The organism is Caballeronia sp. NCF2 (assembly GCF_023631205.1).
Lineage (GTDB): Bacteria > Pseudomonadota > Gammaproteobacteria > Burkholderiales > Burkholderiaceae > Caballeronia > Caballeronia zhejiangensis.
Genome location: NZ_JALQDN010000050.1, coordinates 178,973 through 192,657, shown reverse-complemented (window position 1 = coordinate 192,657; position 13,685 = coordinate 178,973). Strand labels below are relative to the sequence as shown.

The window sequence follows — 13,685 nt, the reverse complement described above, 5'->3', positions numbered from 1 at the left end:
GGCTCGCTCCGTCATCACTTAAGCGAACTGTTCGGCCGGCTGGCCAGCCAGCAGGATTGCCGCGTGCGTCGGCGCGATGTCCGCGTTCTTCGCGGGCTGAACCAAGGCCGACAGCATCGTGTGATCGTTGAAGCGGAATGCGCAAAGCAGGTTATCCGACGACGCGAGCTTGACGACCTGTGCGAGCGTGAGGCCCGACAGCAGATCGGCGAGTTCCGCCGACAGACCGAGCCGGAACATGCCGATGGCGCGGTCTTCGCGCAGCAGACGCTGCGCGAGCATGATGTACGACAAATTGATTTCCCGGATCGATTCCAGCGTTTCGCGACCGTTCATGGTTGCAACTTCCAGTAAATCCCCGATTTCCCGCCGGCTTTTTGCCGATGTCTTTTTTGTGCCTCACCGGACTCGTTCTGCCCGGCTACGTACTGCGTAATCTTTGTTTCAGTGCGTTACATCTTGTAACAACCACTGTGAGACGGATTCTAAGAACTGTCTGAACCTAAAGCAAGAGTGTCTCAATAATATTTTGTTGCAAACAACACTTTAGGTCGGTAATTTTTTCGGTCTGGAGAATTTGACCGATTCTTTGATCCGGTGCGTATTTGTCTAACGTTTGCGAGGTCCGCCCGGCGCGGCTTCGTTTTTATCTTAATAATCGCCTTCCGCGCCATATAACGGGCATTTACGGGATTCCGTTGACGCCAAGACCCAGCTTTTATTCGCCATTCATCGGACGTGAAAGAGCAAAAAAATGCCGCGAAATCGGCGATTACCGATCCGCGGCAGGTTAGGTAATAGTTACTTGGTCGCAGTAACAGAGTTGTTACTGCCAGAAACATGGCCTTGTTACCGGCTTTGTAACGCCGTGGCGTTACTTTTGTGGGATGCCTTTGCGCCAGGCGCCCCAATGTGTAACAACCTCCTGTATGAATGGATTGCCCGTTCGATACAGGTTTTCGATGGCCGGCGCAAAGCCGCCCTGATCGGCGTAATTGAGCAGATTGTCCGAAGCGGCTTGCCCTTCGTACGGCCGGTCGAAGTCCGATCCGGCGCGCAGCACCGCCACGCGCGACAGATCCACCCGTTTCACGCTCGCCGCGCGCTTGAGCGCCTCGTACGTCGCGTTGTCTTCCTGCTGCGTCGTGCAATAGACACCGCGCCCGTCGGTCAGGAGGCGCGTCCACTCCCTCGCCCGCTCGCCGATATATTTGCCGGACCACCACGTATCGCCGGCGAGCGTGTCGCACTGGATCACGCGCGGCGGCTGGTTGGCCGGCGCGTAGTTGAATTTCGCGCGCGCGACTTTCGCCTGATCGCTGTCCGAGAGCGTGACGTTGCGCGAGATCGCGAAGGCCGCATCCGCAAGCGACGCATTGAGCGCGAACGCCTCCGTCCGATAGTCGAGCGGCGGTTTCTCGTACGGACTTTTCGTGTTGATGCCGAGGAAACCCGAAGGCCAGTCGGCGGGCTTCTCGCGCGCGTCGAGTTCCCATTGAATGCCGAAATCGACGAGATACTTCGCCCAGGCTGCCGAGCCGACCGTGCCCTGCTTCGGATCGATACCGGCGATGCCCGCGACGAGAAAATACGTGTGCCGCAGATTGAAGCGGTCGGAGAATGCCAGCGCCATCATCGACGCGGCCGCGTTGGTGTGACCCATGCCCGTCGTGATGACGCAGACATCGTCGCGATTGCAATTGACCTCGGGATAATCCGGCGACAGTCCCGGCACCTTGATCGCCTGCCACGGACCGAGCTTGTCGAGCCAGACCTGGCCTTCGGGGCCGAACATCGTGACGATCATCACTTTGACGTGGCGGCCGCCTTCGGGGCCGCTGTCATCGGATGGCTGGGCGAACGCGCAACCTGTCAGGGTCGCGAGGCCGGCGGCGAACAGTGACGCACAGGCGGTTTTTCTGAGCTTTATCGATCGTGACGCGCGGAGTTTTCTCATGGCGAGCGGATCCTCGTAAGGGTTCGACCTTCGAAAGAAGACCGCGCCCGGCCAGGGCGCGGTCAACCCGCACGATTATAGGAGCGCTAACCGAAAACTCAGGTGCCGCTTTGCGATGACCGCGGCGGCGGCGCGTTCGACGCGACGTTCGCCGAACCCGCCGCCTCGCCCGTCGGATGCTGCGCGGCCTTCGACGGCTCGCCGCGCTGATCCGCGCCCGCCTCGTCCGCGTCCTGAACGCCATCCGGGCCGCCTTCCTGATTGCCGCCGTTCACGATCACGAAGTTGCGCTGCGGATTCGCGATCTCGATGCCGCGCGCCGTGAACTCGTTGAGAATGCGCCGGTTGAACTCGCGCTGCACCGGCCAGCGTGCGCTGTCGCGGCACTGGATCTGGCCGGCGAGCGTGACGGTCGAGCCGTCGACGGCATCGACGCCCCAGAAACTGAAGTCGGAGAGAATGCCGTCGCGGAACGCTTCGTCGTCACGCAAGGCGGCGCCGATTTCCTTCAGCGTCGATATGGCGAGATCGACGTCCTGACCGAGTGCGATCGAGACGCGCACCGCTGCATTGCCGATGCCGCGATTCGTGTTGTTCACCGTCGAGACCGAACTGAACGGCACGGTGTAGAGCGAGCCGTCGCCGCCGCGCAAGCGCACCGTGCGAATCGACAGATATTCGACCGTGCCCGACACGCCCGCGAGCGTCACCCAGTCGCCGACCTGCATCGCGTTTTCCATCAGCAGGAAGATGCCTGTGATGAGATCCTGCACGAGCTTCTGCGAGCCGAAGCCGAGCGCCACGCCGAAGATGCTCGCACTCGCGAGCAAGGGCGCGGTGTTCACGCCGAGTTCCGAAAGGCCCGTCAGCACGACGACCATCGCGATCACGATGAAAAGGCCGGTACGCATCATCGGCAGCAGCGTGCGCAGGCGCGCGGCGCGCAGACGCTCGCCGCTCGCGGTCCATTGTTCGAGCCGCCGTTCGACGACGATGTTCGCCGCTTCCCACACGAGCACGGCGAACACGGCCGCGATCACGATGGTGACGAGCGCCGACGCGAGCCGGTTGCCGACGCCGCCCGACGTGAAGAAATGCACGATATCGACGTGCCACACCTGCAGCAGCGCGACCACGGTGATGACGGAAATCAGCGCCTGCACGATGCGCCGCAGCGCCGGGTAATAGCGATACGCGCGACGCCGCGCGATCGACTCGCCGGCGAGATCCTCTTCGTCGTTCTGATGGAAAACGCGGCCGAGCGCGCCGAACGCGACGATCGCGAGCACGCGCGCGCCGACCAGCACGAGCAAGGACACGCCGCCGAGATGAAACAGCGTGCGGTAGCCGTTCTGCACGTCGAGCGCCCACACGAACCACAGCGCGATCACGAAGAAAATCGCGACGCCCGCCCAGATATCGGCGAACCACGCGCCGACCAATCTCACCGAGCGGTTCGAACGCGCGCGCTGCCGGATGCGCTCCGCCACCGAATTGCGGCTCTGGAAGATCACGAATGCGATCATCAGATGCACGATCAGCAGCGTGACCTTCAGCACCGCGATGCGCGCATCGCCCGACAGGCCGATCGGTTCGCCGGCATTGGCGAGCGCGATGCCCGCGCCGGCGGTGCACACGATGCGCCGCACCCAGCGATGCGTGTACGCGGCGGCGGCATCGCGCATCTGGATGAGGCGCAGTCCGGGCGCACGCGGCGCGACGAAAAAGCCGCTCACGATCACGACGGCGCGGCACGCCAGATAGACGTCGATGAGCGAGCCCGCGACGCGCGCCTCGGCCGTGTTGTCGTCGATGAAGATCGACATCAGCAACGTCACCACGCCGATGAACACGATCAGCGGAACCAGCGACAGCAAGCCGTACAGGAGCGCGCTCGGCAGGCGCTGCAACAGCGTCCAGTGACGCGCGGCGTGACGCTGGCCGCGCGCGGTGTCCGCCTTGCGCTCGGCAAGATGCATCGCGGTGGCGTCGCCGGTTTGCGCGGCGGCGTCTTCCGCGCGCTCGGCGGCGTGCTGTTCGCGCACGAGGTCGGGATCCTGCTCCTCAGCATCGGCGACGCCGCGTGCCGCGATCCGGGCGCGCGGGCGCTTCAGCAGGCGCAAGCATAAGAATTCGAGCAGCAACGCGGGAATCAGCGAGGCCAGCACGGTCCACATGACATGGCCGATGAGCGCGCGCCCCGCGTCGCTCGACGTACGGTCGCGCCACCACGAAATCACGGAGCCGAAATCGAGCAGCGCGACGGTCGAATGCCGCAGCCCCGCGCCGATCTCGACGAGCCAGTGCCCCGCCTGCCGCGACAATTGCGACGCGAGCCCATTCGCGGTCAACGAATGCGCGAGCACGCCCGATGCGCCCGATGCCGGCGCCGCGGACGATGCCGCCTGCGGCGCGCTCGCGGGCGCGGCCAGCGCGCCGGCCGCGGCGATCGCGCGCAACGTATCCGCGACTTGCGAACGGCGCGCGGGATCGTTGAGCACGGCAAGCGCATCGCGCGCCTGCTGCGGCGTCAGCGCGACCGCCGGCTGCGACGCGTGCTGCGGGGAAGCGGCTGCGGCAAAGGAGGACTGGGAAAAGATCGGGAGAACGCTCGCCACGGCGACGAGCAGCACTGCAAGGAGCAATTTGCGCATGGGTCGGATGAAGATCACAGAATTTCAGGGACTCGATGCGGACGACGCGCACGCCATATGCTAGCGCGATGACGTCCGCGCGGCAGGAGCGGTCCCGGACGACCCTGAAAGCCGTAGCACGCCGCGCTCCTGGCCTGCCCTCGCCTCAGGCGGCCGTCGGCTCGCCGCGATCGCGTGCTACGTCGGGTTCGAAGAACACCCAGCGCACTTGCGGAAAGGCGCGCTGCAGATCGTCTTCGATGATGTTGATCGCATCGATCATCGCGCGGCCGCTGGCGTAATCGATCATTTCGGCCTGCACTGCCACCACGACGTGCTTGCCCCATTGCAGCGTAATGAGGCTGATGATGCGCGTGATTTCCGGGCGCGTGCGCAAGTGCGCGTCGATCGCCTTGCGTACTTCCGGGCTCGCCGATTCGCCGACGATCATCGACTTCACTTCACGCGCAACGAGAAACGCGATGATCATCAGCAGCACGCCGACGCCGATCGAGCCGGCGGCGTCGTAGGCCGGGTTGCCGGTGAGCATCGTCATGAGCACGGCGGCGAACGCGATCGCAAGGCCGAGCAGCGCCGCGACGTCCTCGCCGGCGACGACGAGCAATTCCGATTCGCGCGTTTCGCGAAACCATCGCCATAAGGTTTTGTTCGGCGCGCCCTTGCGGATTTCGCGGATCGCGCCCGCGAGCGAAAAGGCTTCGAGCACGACGGAGATGCCGAGAATCACGAGCGCGACGATCGGGTTCGACAACGGCTCGTGATGCATCAACCGATGCGCGCCCTCGTACACCGAGAACGCTCCGCCGACGAAGAACAGCAGCAGCGCGACGATGAGCGCGTAGAAATAGATTTCGCGCCCCGAGCCGAGCGGATGCAGCGCGTTCGCGGGCGCCTGCGCGCGCTTCAGGCCAAAGAGCAGCAACAGTTGGTTGCCGCAATCGGCCGTGGAATGGATGGCTTCGGCGAACATCGCGCCCGAGCCGGTGAAGGCAGCCGCCCCGAACTTGCAGACGGCGATGCCGAAATTCGCGGCGAGCGCGTAGAAAATGGCTTTCGGGGATTCTTCCTTCATGCGTTTCGAGTTTGTTTAGCTGACGTCGACGTGGCCCCGGCCGTCCACCATTTCGCCGATGATCGTCGCGTCGTGAAAGCCGTCCGCGCGGAAGATCGCGAGCACGTCGTTCACGGCATGCGGGGCGCACGACACGAGCAGGCCGCCCGAGGTCTGCGGATCGGTCAGCAAGGCGCGGGCCTCCTCACCTTCCTTGCCTTCGACGTTCAACGAGATGTCGTCGCCATACGCGCTCCAGTTGCGTCCCGACGCGCCCGTGTAGATGCCCGCGCGCACGAATTCGCGCACCTGCGGCAGCCACGGCAGATTGGCGTAACGGATGCGCGCCGTCAGTTGCGCGCCGCGCGCGAGTTCGAGCGTGTGACCGAGCAGGCCGAAACCGGTGACATCGGTGAGCGCGTGCACGCCCTCGAGTTGCGCCAGTTCCGCGCCGGGACGATTGAGCTTGGTGGTCGCGTCGATCATCGCCCTGTAGCCCGCCGCGTCGAGCTTGTCCTTCTTCAGCGCCGCCGACAGCACGCCGACGCCGAGCGGCTTGCCGAGCACGAGCACGTCGCCCGAGCGCGCGGCCGCGTTGCGCTTCACGCGCGACGGATGCACGATGCCGAGCGCCGCAAGCCCGTAGATCGGCTCGACGGAATCGATCGAATGGCCGCCCGCCACCGGAATGCCCGCTTCCGCGCACACCGCTTCGCCGCCCTTCAGCACTTGCGCGATGACTTCATGCGGCAGCACGTTGATCGGCATGCCGACGAGCGCGAGCGCGAGAATCGGCTTGCCGCCCATCGCGTAGACGTCGGAGAGCGCGTTGGTCGCGGCGATGCGGCCGAAGTCGAATGGATCGTCGACGATCGGCATGAAGAAGTCCGTCGTCGCGACGATCGCCTGCTCGTCGTTGAGCTTGTAGACGGCGGCATCGTCGGCGGTGTCGTTGCCGACCAGAAGATTCGGGAACGCGGGCAGCGGCGTCGCGCGCTTGAGCAGGTCGGCGAGCACGCCGGGCGCGATCTTGCAGCCGCAGCCGCCGCCGTGGGACAGGCTCGTGAGCCGGGGGGAAGTCGTGTCGGTCATAGTGGAAATCGGTTGAGGCGAATGTCTGCGTATTATCGCCGGATGCGCGTGAAGAGGCCGGGATAGTCGATCACGAGGCCGTCTTCGTCGACGGTGATATCCGCCGTGAAGCCCGTGTCGAGCCCTTCGTAACGATAGCGACAATCCGGCTCGATGCACGTATAAGCCTGCTCCACCGCGCTCACGCCGAGCTCGGGCACGCGCACATAGGCGACGCGAATCACGCGCCGTTCGCCGCGTTCGAGTTTCAGGCGGCGGATGGGCAGCGTGTTGGTGAAAGGCGTCGCGGTGATGTCCACGTCGATACAGCCGCGCAGCGCCTCGAGCGGCTCGCCGTTCGCATCGGTCCATGCGTGCGCGTCGCCGTTGTCGCCGTCCCTGCGATGCAGATCGAGCGATGCGCCGCCCGCGAGCTTCAGCGCGAGCCGCGTCACTTGCCAGCGCGCATCGCATTCGATGCGATACACGAGACCGAAGGCACGCGCTTCGTCTTCGCCCACGACCGCGCTTTCGATCACGATGCCATCGCGCGTCTCATCGAGAACGAGATGCTCGAGCCCTGAGCCGTCTTGTTGCGACCATCGCACCGCTTTCATTGGGCACCTCGTTCGCGTGTTTATCGGCATCAAAGGATACATCGCTGCGGGCGAGGCTTTCGATCGGCATTCGACCTGCGCGAATCGCTCGACGTCACAAAACGTCACACGGTATACTTCGCGCCATTCCTGCGCAGGCGCGCGCACCGCACGTTCAGCGCCATTCACGCGATCCGTGCTCCGGCGATCCGCGCTCTGCCCGAACATCTCCGAACGCCCTTTTCATCGCCCATCGCATGAAGAACATTCTTGCTCCCGCCCTGGCCGCGCTCGCTTTGTCGGCGTCGATGTTTCAGCTCGTCCAGGCGCAGGAAACGCCGGACGTGCCCGAGGATTATTCGTATCTGACGAGGCTTCACGTACCGGATGCCGTCGCGCAATGTGTCGCCGCATTCGATCGCTGGGTGGAGAACGCGCCGAAGTACGACACGCTCATCGTGCCCGACCGCCGCGTGCTCTCCGCGAAGATCGACGACGATACTACGATCTTCAGTGTCGGCAACCCGATTCCGGTCGATCAGGTCATCGTGATGCGCGCGTTCGCGAAGGCGCGCGGCAAGGAGCAATGGACGCGCGTCGATAGCCGCTGTGGCGTGCGCGCCGGACATGTGGTCGGCGTATCGCTCACGCCGAACATGAAGCCGAAGATCGTCCGCTAAAGTCTTTCAGCGCTTGGCCGCGCGGCGCTGGTCCGTGCGCCCGCCGAGCCATTTGACGACCTGCGGCCCGAACGTGCGCGGCGCTTTCGCATGCATGCGCCCGGAGAGATCCGCCAGCCGATCCGCCGCGAGCGCTTCACGCATGCGCTTTTCGGCGTTCTTCATCACCGCGTGAACCGCGCATACGCCGCTCGTCGCCCAAGGCGGCGCGTCGTCGCCGAACACGGCGCAGCGCGCGCGAATCTCCCTGCATTCGAAGAGAGGCTTGTCGCCGTCGATTGCGTCGACGACATCGAGCACGCTGATTTCCTTCGACGGACGCGCGAGCGCGAAACCTCCGCGCGCCCCTTCCGTCGCGACGACGAGTCCCGCCTTGTGCAGCTTCGTGAAGAGCTTCGCGACGTATTCCGCAGGCACGCCCTGCAATTCCGCCAGATCGCGCACGCTCGCCTCGCGCACGCCGTGTGGCGGCTCCGCGAGATACAGCATGCAGTGCAGCGCGTACTCGACGCCCGTGCTGATGTGAGACATGTTCACTCCGACATTTCGAATCGGAGTTCAGAATAGCGCGTCCTGCATCCGCCGTACAACGGCGCACGACGGAGCTTGTAGACGCCCGTCGCGAATATTTCAGATTACACGTTTGCTTACAAACGAACACGGCTTGTCATTTTGCGAACCGCTAAATTGGTCTCCATGGATTCACACGGAGAAACCCATGAAGAAACTAGCGATCCTTGCAGCGTTGAGCGTGTTGTTGGGTAGCGCGCTATCGGGCTGCATCGTCGTGCCGGACGGTGGCGGTTATCACCATCATCACGATTACTACCGTTGATAAGCCGGTCCTGAACCACACGCCAAAGTTTGGCCGAACTGCGACCAATCGACTCGCGGTTTCACCACCAGGCAAACGACCAAGGAGCACACATCATGAACAAGACGAAGAAAAGCCTGTTGATCGCTTCCCTTGCCGCCGCGCTGGGCATGGGTCTCGCAAACGCGGCGTCGGCGGACGTTCACCGCGGTCCCACGCATCGCGTGACGGTCGGCTGGCATGGCGAGCGCTACTGGGACGGTCATCGTTACTGGCAGCGTCAGGAATGGGAACGCCATCATCACCACGTCGCGCCGCCTCCGCCGCATCGCTATCGATAAGCACGATCGCGCATGAGAAAGGCCGCAACGATCACGCATCGTTGCGGCCTTTTTATCGATTCCCGGCTCACCAGTTCTTCGGATCGCCGCCCAGCTCCTTGCAGGTGTCATAGGCGATTGCCTGCAGCTTTTCCTCGCCGATCTGCCCCGAAAGCGCATAGCCGACGCGATTCCACGCCCAATAGAACGTGGTGCGTTGTCCGTCCTTCAGCGTGCGGATCTTGCTGTCGTTGCGCCTGATCGTGGCGGTCGTCATGTAGAGCGTGAGGCGCTCGCCCGCCGCGTTCTGATACATGAACTGCGCGGCCGGACCCTCTTCGTCCGGCAACAGGCGTCCGCCGACGAGCTGAAATCCGTACTCGGCCAGCGACGGAATCGTCACCGCGCGATTCAGCCGCTTCGAGAGCCAGGTGACGAGATGATCTTGCTGCGACGCCGCCACTTCCACCGCGTGCCGCTGCTCGGGCGCGTACACGGCATACGCGATATCCGCGCGTTCCGCGAAGCGCGGCTTGTCGCCGAGCGCGGGAAGGAGCATCTGCAACAGGAATCCGCACGCGACCCCGACGGCCATGAAGCCTGCCGCGATCAGATAACGCTCGCGCGAGCGCGGCCGCAGACGCACGATCTGCGGCTCGCTCTGATCGGCGAAGAGCGCGCGCAACGCATTGTCCTGCGCACGATACGCGGCGACGGTCGCCTCGCTCGCGGGATCGCCCGAGACGCGTTCGGCCACGGCATCGCGCTCATTGCCGGGAAGTTCGTCGTCGATAAAGGCGGACAGCGCCTGCAGATCGCGATCGGGTTTGGGCGGCCCCATACGGTCGCCGCCTTCGGATGGACGGTCTTGATTGGTCATGAGCGGCTCACCACTTTCAGCGACGAAGGCGACGCCTTGCGGCCCGATTCCTCGCCGAGCAGAACGCGCATGTGCTCCCGCGCTCTCGACAAGCGCGACATCACGGTTCCGGTCGGCACATTCAACACCACGGACGCCTCCTGATAACTCATTTCCTCGACACACACGAGCAGCATCACTTCGCGCTGCTCGACCGGCAGACAGTACAGCGCGCGCTGCACGTCGCGCAGCACGAGGCCGTCGACTTCCCCGCGCGGCGCGGCCATCTGCCGCCAGGGCGCGCTTTCATCATCGACGGCGATATCGCGGCGACCGCGCAACTGGTCGATATACAGATTGCGCATGATCGTGAACAGCCACGCGCGCAAATTCGTACCCGCATGAAACGACCGGGCGCGATTGAGCGCGCGCTCGGTCGCGTCCTGCACGAGATCGTCGGCCCAGGCGCGATCGCCCGTCAGCGCGCGCGCGTAGCGGCGCAACTGCGGCAGATGCGCGAGAAGATCGCTCTCGAAGCTCAAGACCGTGCGTCCTCGTGCGTGCGGGGCGAGCCGGAGGCGTTCGCCATCAGTAGCTGCCTCCGCCGGCAGGTCCGCTCGGCGCGCCAGAAGAAGGCGGCGCACTTTGCGTACCGCTCGCGCAGCCCGCTGTGCCGAGCGCGAGCCCGAGCGCGATCAGGAGCGCCGTCACGCCGATCGATCGTTTCATGGTCGTTACCTGTTGATTGAAAGACTGGCGGACTCGCCGATTTATTCCGCGAGCCCGCATCGATGCGAAGGCGCTCAGGGCCTCACGACGTGCCAGACATCGCGGAAATTGTCCCCGTTCTTGTCGCCGGGCTTCGTGTCCTTCGCGAAGCGATAGACGCGCTTGCCGTCATAGGCCCACTGTTTGCCGCCGTCGGCGGATTCCATGGTCCATTTCCCGCTCGGCTTGTCGGAGTCGCTCGCCATCGCGGCGGGCCAGGCCTGCGCACAGCCGCCGCTGCACGCGCTCGGGCCGCCTTTCGTGTCCTTGTCGAAGGTGTAGAGCGTCATGCCGTTTTCATCGACGAACATGCCGTTCGATTCTTTCGGCGCCGCAGCGTGCGCGGACGACGCGAGCGAAGCAAAAGCGGTAGCGACGGTTGCGGCAGCGACGAACATCTGGATACGCTTCTTCATTTCATCTTCCTTGTTGTAGAAGTCTCCGTAGAACGTTCGGAAGCGCTGCACTATTCCGCGGACGATGAAATAAATCGATGCGGCAGCGCCGTCGCATCGCCTGTTGGCAATCCATTCAAGACCATTCGCGCGCGCTCGGCCAGTGCTTCGTTGAAATTTCGGTGCTCAGGCCCCCGCGGCGGCGGCCGTCGCGTCGCGCCAGCGGCGGGTGTCGCGCAACGGCGGCGCACCGAAAAGCCGGCTGTACTCGCGGCTGAACTGCGATGCGCTTTCATAGCCCACGCGATGCGCGGCGGTGGCGGCATCGACGATATCGAGCATCATCAGGCGGCGCGCCTCCTGAAGCCGCAGCTGCTTCTGGTATTGCAGCGGGCTCATCGCCGTCACCGCCTTGAAATGATGATGCAGCGAAGACACGCTCATGTGCACGTCCCGCGCGATGTCCTCCACGCGCAGCGGCTGGTCGAAATGCTGGCGCAGCAACTGGATGGCCTTCGCGATGCGCTGCGTCTGGCTGTCCTGCAGCGCGATCTGCCGCAGACGCGCGCCGGAGCCGTTCATCAGCAGGCGATACAGGATTTCGCGCTTGACGAGCGGCGCGAGGATCGGCACGTCCTCGGGCGTGTCGACGAGCCGCAAAAGGCGCAACACGGCATCGAGCATCGAGTTGCCGAGGCGGTTCACGTAGAGGCCGCGCGAGGCGTCGGTCTGCGTCGCGGGCGGCAGGCTTTCGTCCTGGATCAGCGACGTGATTTCGTCGACATCGAGATCGAGCCGCATGCCGAGATACGGCTCGGACTCGCTCGCCACCGACACCTGCCCGCACACCGGCAGATCCACCGACGACACCAGATAGTGCATCGGATCGTAGATATAGACCTCGTCGCCGACCATGAGGCGCTTGCTGCCCTGCGCGATGAGCGCGAGCGCGGGCGTCTGGATGCCGTGCTTCGGCCCGCCCGGATTCATGATCCGATGCAGGAACAGCCCCGGCACCGGCGTCTCGACCGAGCCTTCGCAACCGATGGTGAAACGGTCGAGCAGCGCGACGAGATCGAGGCGCGCCTGATCCAGCGCGGCGTCATGACGCGTTTCTTTCGGCTGGTCATGACTTTCTTTTCCGGCGAAGCCGGGCGTGTCGTTCAGAGCCATGGTTTGCGGACTATTTTCAAGATGGGAGAAGTCTGGTTAGCTTACTCGCGCGAGGGCGTGATTGCTCGCGCGCGCCCCCAGCGTTTGCAGGAACAGGCAAGGATTGAACAGGATCAGGCTATGAACCCGCCGCGCGCCGGGACGATACTGCATTGCCGGCGCGGACCCTGTCGTGAAGGTCGTGCGATGCCGCGCCATTCCAGTCACTCGGGAGCAACCATGCGTTACAGGAAATTCGGCAACACCGGTCTTTTTGTCTCGGAGCTGTGCTTGGGCACGATGACCTTCGGCGGCGGAACGGGCGGAATCTGGGACAACATCGGTCAGTTGCAGCAGGCGGAAGCCGACAAGCTGATCGGCCGTTCGCTCGATGCGGGCATCAATTTCATCGACACCGCCGACGTCTACGCCGACGGCCGATCCGAAATCATCACCGGCCAGGCGCTGAAGAACCTCAACGTGCCGCGCGAAAACGTGGTCGTCGCGACGAAAATCCTTGGCGAGACCGGCACCAAGGGCGTGAATTCGCGCGGCGCGTCGCGCTATCACATCATCGATGGCGTGAAGGCGAGTCTGAAGCGGCTGCAGCTCGATCACGTCGATCTGTACCAGATTCACGGTTTCGATCCGGCGACGCCGATCGAGGAAACGCTGCGCGCGCTCGATAATCTCGTGCAGCATGGACACGTGCGTTACATCGGCGTTTCGAACTGGGCGGCGTGGCAGATCATGAAGGCGCTCGGTATTTCCGAGCGTCTCGGTCTCGCGCGTTTCGAGTCGCTTCAGGCGTATTACACGGTCGCTGGCCGCGATCTGGAACGCGAAATCGTGCCGCTGCTGCAAAGCGAGAACGTCGGGCTGATGGTCTGGAGTCCGCTCGCGGGCGGCCTGCTTTCGGGCAAGTTCACGCGCGAAGGCGGCAAGGAAGAAGGCAGCCGGCGCACCAAGTTCGACTTCCCGCCGGTCAATGTCGAACGCGCGTACGACTGCGTCGACGTGATGCGCCGCATCGCGGAATCCAAGGGTGTATCGGTCGCGCAGATCGCCCTTGCCTGGCTGCTGCATCAGAAGGTCGTGTCGAGCGTGATCATCGGCGCGAAACGGATCGAGCAGCTCGACGACAACATCGCGGCGACCAACGTGCGTCTCAACGGAGACGAACTCGCCGCGCTCGATGAGGTGAGCCAGTTGCCGTCGGAATATCCCGGCTGGATGCTCACGCGCCAGGGCGAATATCGGCGTAATCAGTTGAAGGAGGAAGCGGCGGAGTAAGGCCGTCCGGCGCGGGCGACCGGCCCGCGCCGGCTAGGGATTTACCCGTATTTCAGGCGATTTTCCCGCGTTTTA

15 protein-coding genes are annotated in these 13,685 nt (G+C 64.1%); 3 read left to right on the top strand and 12 right to left on the bottom strand.

The features are described 5' to 3' along the window. Window positions 1–18 precede the first annotated feature (18 nt). The 6 genes from flhD to NCS02_RS17280 form a co-directional block, all read right to left on the bottom strand. Complete coding sequence (gene flhD, locus NCS02_RS17305) at window positions 19–336, bottom strand: flagellar transcriptional regulator FlhD (RefSeq protein WP_008353371.1); 318 nt, start codon at window positions 334–336, stop codon at window positions 19–21. Between the two features lie 538 nt (window positions 337–874). Beyond that, window positions 875–1,957, bottom strand: coding sequence for a purine-nucleoside phosphorylase (locus NCS02_RS17300; RefSeq protein WP_033536139.1), 1,083 nt, complete (start codon window positions 1,955–1,957; stop codon window positions 875–877). A 98-nt stretch (window positions 1,958–2,055) separates the two neighbouring features. Continuing rightward, window positions 2,056–4,611, bottom strand: coding sequence for a mechanosensitive ion channel domain-containing protein (locus tag NCS02_RS17295; protein WP_250502970.1), 2,556 nt, complete (start codon window positions 4,609–4,611; stop codon window positions 2,056–2,058). A gap of 145 nt (window positions 4,612–4,756) precedes the next feature. Next, window positions 4,757–5,683, bottom strand: a complete 927-nt coding sequence (locus NCS02_RS17290) for a cation diffusion facilitator family transporter (RefSeq protein ID WP_175979332.1) — start codon at window positions 5,681–5,683, stop codon at window positions 4,757–4,759. Window positions 5,684–5,698: 15 nt separating this feature from the next. Then, window positions 5,699–6,754: a selenide, water dikinase SelD gene (gene selD, locus NCS02_RS17285; RefSeq protein ID WP_250502969.1), complete on the bottom strand. Its 1,056-nt coding sequence runs from the start codon at window positions 6,752–6,754 to the stop codon at window positions 5,699–5,701. Window positions 6,755–6,786: 32 nt separating this feature from the next. Continuing rightward, entirely contained in the window at window positions 6,787–7,350 is a 564-nt protein-coding gene (locus tag NCS02_RS17280; RefSeq protein WP_175979330.1) for a putative glycolipid-binding domain-containing protein, read from the bottom strand. Between the two features lie 236 nt (window positions 7,351–7,586). Between NCS02_RS17280 and NCS02_RS17275 the strand changes: the two genes are divergently transcribed. Next, window positions 7,587–8,009 (top strand): BspC domain-containing protein, encoded by a 423-nt coding sequence (locus NCS02_RS17275; protein ID WP_008353380.1) that lies wholly within the window; start codon window positions 7,587–7,589, stop codon window positions 8,007–8,009. 6 nt (window positions 8,010–8,015) lie between these two features. Here NCS02_RS17275 and NCS02_RS17270 read toward each other — a convergent pair whose 3' ends face one another. After that, window positions 8,016–8,540 carry an RrF2 family transcriptional regulator gene (locus NCS02_RS17270; protein WP_008353382.1) on the bottom strand — a complete coding sequence of 175 codons (525 nt, stop codon included), beginning with the start codon at window positions 8,538–8,540 and terminating at the stop codon, window positions 8,016–8,018. A 399-nt stretch (window positions 8,541–8,939) separates the two neighbouring features. On the opposite strand from NCS02_RS17270, the gene NCS02_RS17265 reads away from it, so the two are divergent. Beyond that, the gene (locus NCS02_RS17265) at window positions 8,940–9,164 is read left to right on the top strand and encodes a hypothetical protein (RefSeq protein WP_250502968.1); all 225 of its coding nucleotides are present in this window, start codon (window positions 8,940–8,942) and stop codon (window positions 9,162–9,164) included. Window positions 9,165–9,231: 67 nt separating this feature from the next. On the opposite strand, the gene NCS02_RS17260 is transcribed toward NCS02_RS17265, so the two are convergent. The 5 genes from NCS02_RS17260 to NCS02_RS17240 form a co-directional block, all read right to left on the bottom strand. Further along, complete coding sequence (locus NCS02_RS17260) at window positions 9,232–10,023, bottom strand: anti-sigma factor family protein (RefSeq protein ID WP_250502967.1); 792 nt, start codon at window positions 10,021–10,023, stop codon at window positions 9,232–9,234. Further along, a complete protein-coding gene (locus tag NCS02_RS17255; RefSeq protein WP_008353386.1) occupies window positions 10,020–10,544 on the bottom strand; it encodes an RNA polymerase sigma factor in 525 nt (174 codons plus the stop codon). Before NCS02_RS17255 ends, NCS02_RS17260 begins: the two co-directional genes overlap by 4 nt. A 46-nt stretch (window positions 10,545–10,590) precedes the next feature. Then, complete coding sequence (locus tag NCS02_RS17250) at window positions 10,591–10,731, bottom strand: hypothetical protein (RefSeq protein WP_160172887.1); 141 nt, start codon at window positions 10,729–10,731, stop codon at window positions 10,591–10,593. A 74-nt stretch (window positions 10,732–10,805) separates the two neighbouring features. Then, entirely contained in the window at window positions 10,806–11,186 is a 381-nt protein-coding gene (locus NCS02_RS17245; protein ID WP_250502966.1) for a COG4315 family predicted lipoprotein, read from the bottom strand. Between the two features lie 165 nt (window positions 11,187–11,351). Then, a complete protein-coding gene (locus NCS02_RS17240) occupies window positions 11,352–12,338 on the bottom strand; it encodes an AraC family transcriptional regulator (protein ID WP_008353388.1) in 987 nt (328 codons plus the stop codon). A 219-nt stretch (window positions 12,339–12,557) separates the two neighbouring features. On the opposite strand from NCS02_RS17240, the gene NCS02_RS17235 reads away from it, so the two are divergent. Then, a complete protein-coding gene (locus tag NCS02_RS17235) occupies window positions 12,558–13,610 on the top strand; it encodes an aldo/keto reductase (protein WP_250502965.1) in 1,053 nt (350 codons plus the stop codon). The last annotated feature ends 75 nt before the right edge of the window (window positions 13,611–13,685 follow it).

Bases quoted from the DNA above. Each gene is read 5' to 3' on its own strand.
- flhD (WP_008353371.1), bottom strand. From the start codon at position 336: ATGAACGGTCGCGAAACGCTGGAATCGATCCGGGAAATCAATTTGTCG.
- NCS02_RS17300 (WP_033536139.1), bottom strand. From the start codon at position 1,957: ATGAGAAAACTCCGCGCGTCACGATCGATAAAGCTCAGAAAAACCGCC.
- NCS02_RS17295 (WP_250502970.1), bottom strand. From the start codon at position 4,611: ATGCGCAAATTGCTCCTTGCAGTGCTGCTCGTCGCCGTGGCGAGCGTT.
- NCS02_RS17290 (WP_175979332.1), bottom strand. From the start codon at position 5,683: ATGAAGGAAGAATCCCCGAAAGCCATTTTCTACGCGCTCGCCGCGAAT.
- selD (WP_250502969.1), bottom strand. From the start codon at position 6,754: ATGACCGACACGACTTCCCCCCGGCTCACGAGCCTGTCCCACGGCGGC.
- NCS02_RS17280 (WP_175979330.1), bottom strand. From the start codon at position 7,350: ATGAAAGCGGTGCGATGGTCGCAACAAGACGGCTCAGGGCTCGAGCAT.
- NCS02_RS17275 (WP_008353380.1), top strand. From the start codon at position 7,587: ATGAAGAACATTCTTGCTCCCGCCCTGGCCGCGCTCGCTTTGTCGGCG.
- NCS02_RS17270 (WP_008353382.1), bottom strand. From the start codon at position 8,540: ATGTCTCACATCAGCACGGGCGTCGAGTACGCGCTGCACTGCATGCTG.
- NCS02_RS17265 (WP_250502968.1), top strand. From the start codon at position 8,940: ATGAACAAGACGAAGAAAAGCCTGTTGATCGCTTCCCTTGCCGCCGCG.
- NCS02_RS17260 (WP_250502967.1), bottom strand. From the start codon at position 10,023: ATGACCAATCAAGACCGTCCATCCGAAGGCGGCGACCGTATGGGGCCG.
- NCS02_RS17250 (WP_160172887.1), bottom strand. From the start codon at position 10,731: ATGAAACGATCGATCGGCGTGACGGCGCTCCTGATCGCGCTCGGGCTC.
- NCS02_RS17245 (WP_250502966.1), bottom strand. From the start codon at position 11,186: ATGAAGAAGCGTATCCAGATGTTCGTCGCTGCCGCAACCGTCGCTACC.
- NCS02_RS17240 (WP_008353388.1), bottom strand. From the start codon at position 12,338: ATGGCTCTGAACGACACGCCCGGCTTCGCCGGAAAAGAAAGTCATGAC.
- NCS02_RS17235 (WP_250502965.1), top strand. From the start codon at position 12,558: ATGCGTTACAGGAAATTCGGCAACACCGGTCTTTTTGTCTCGGAGCTG.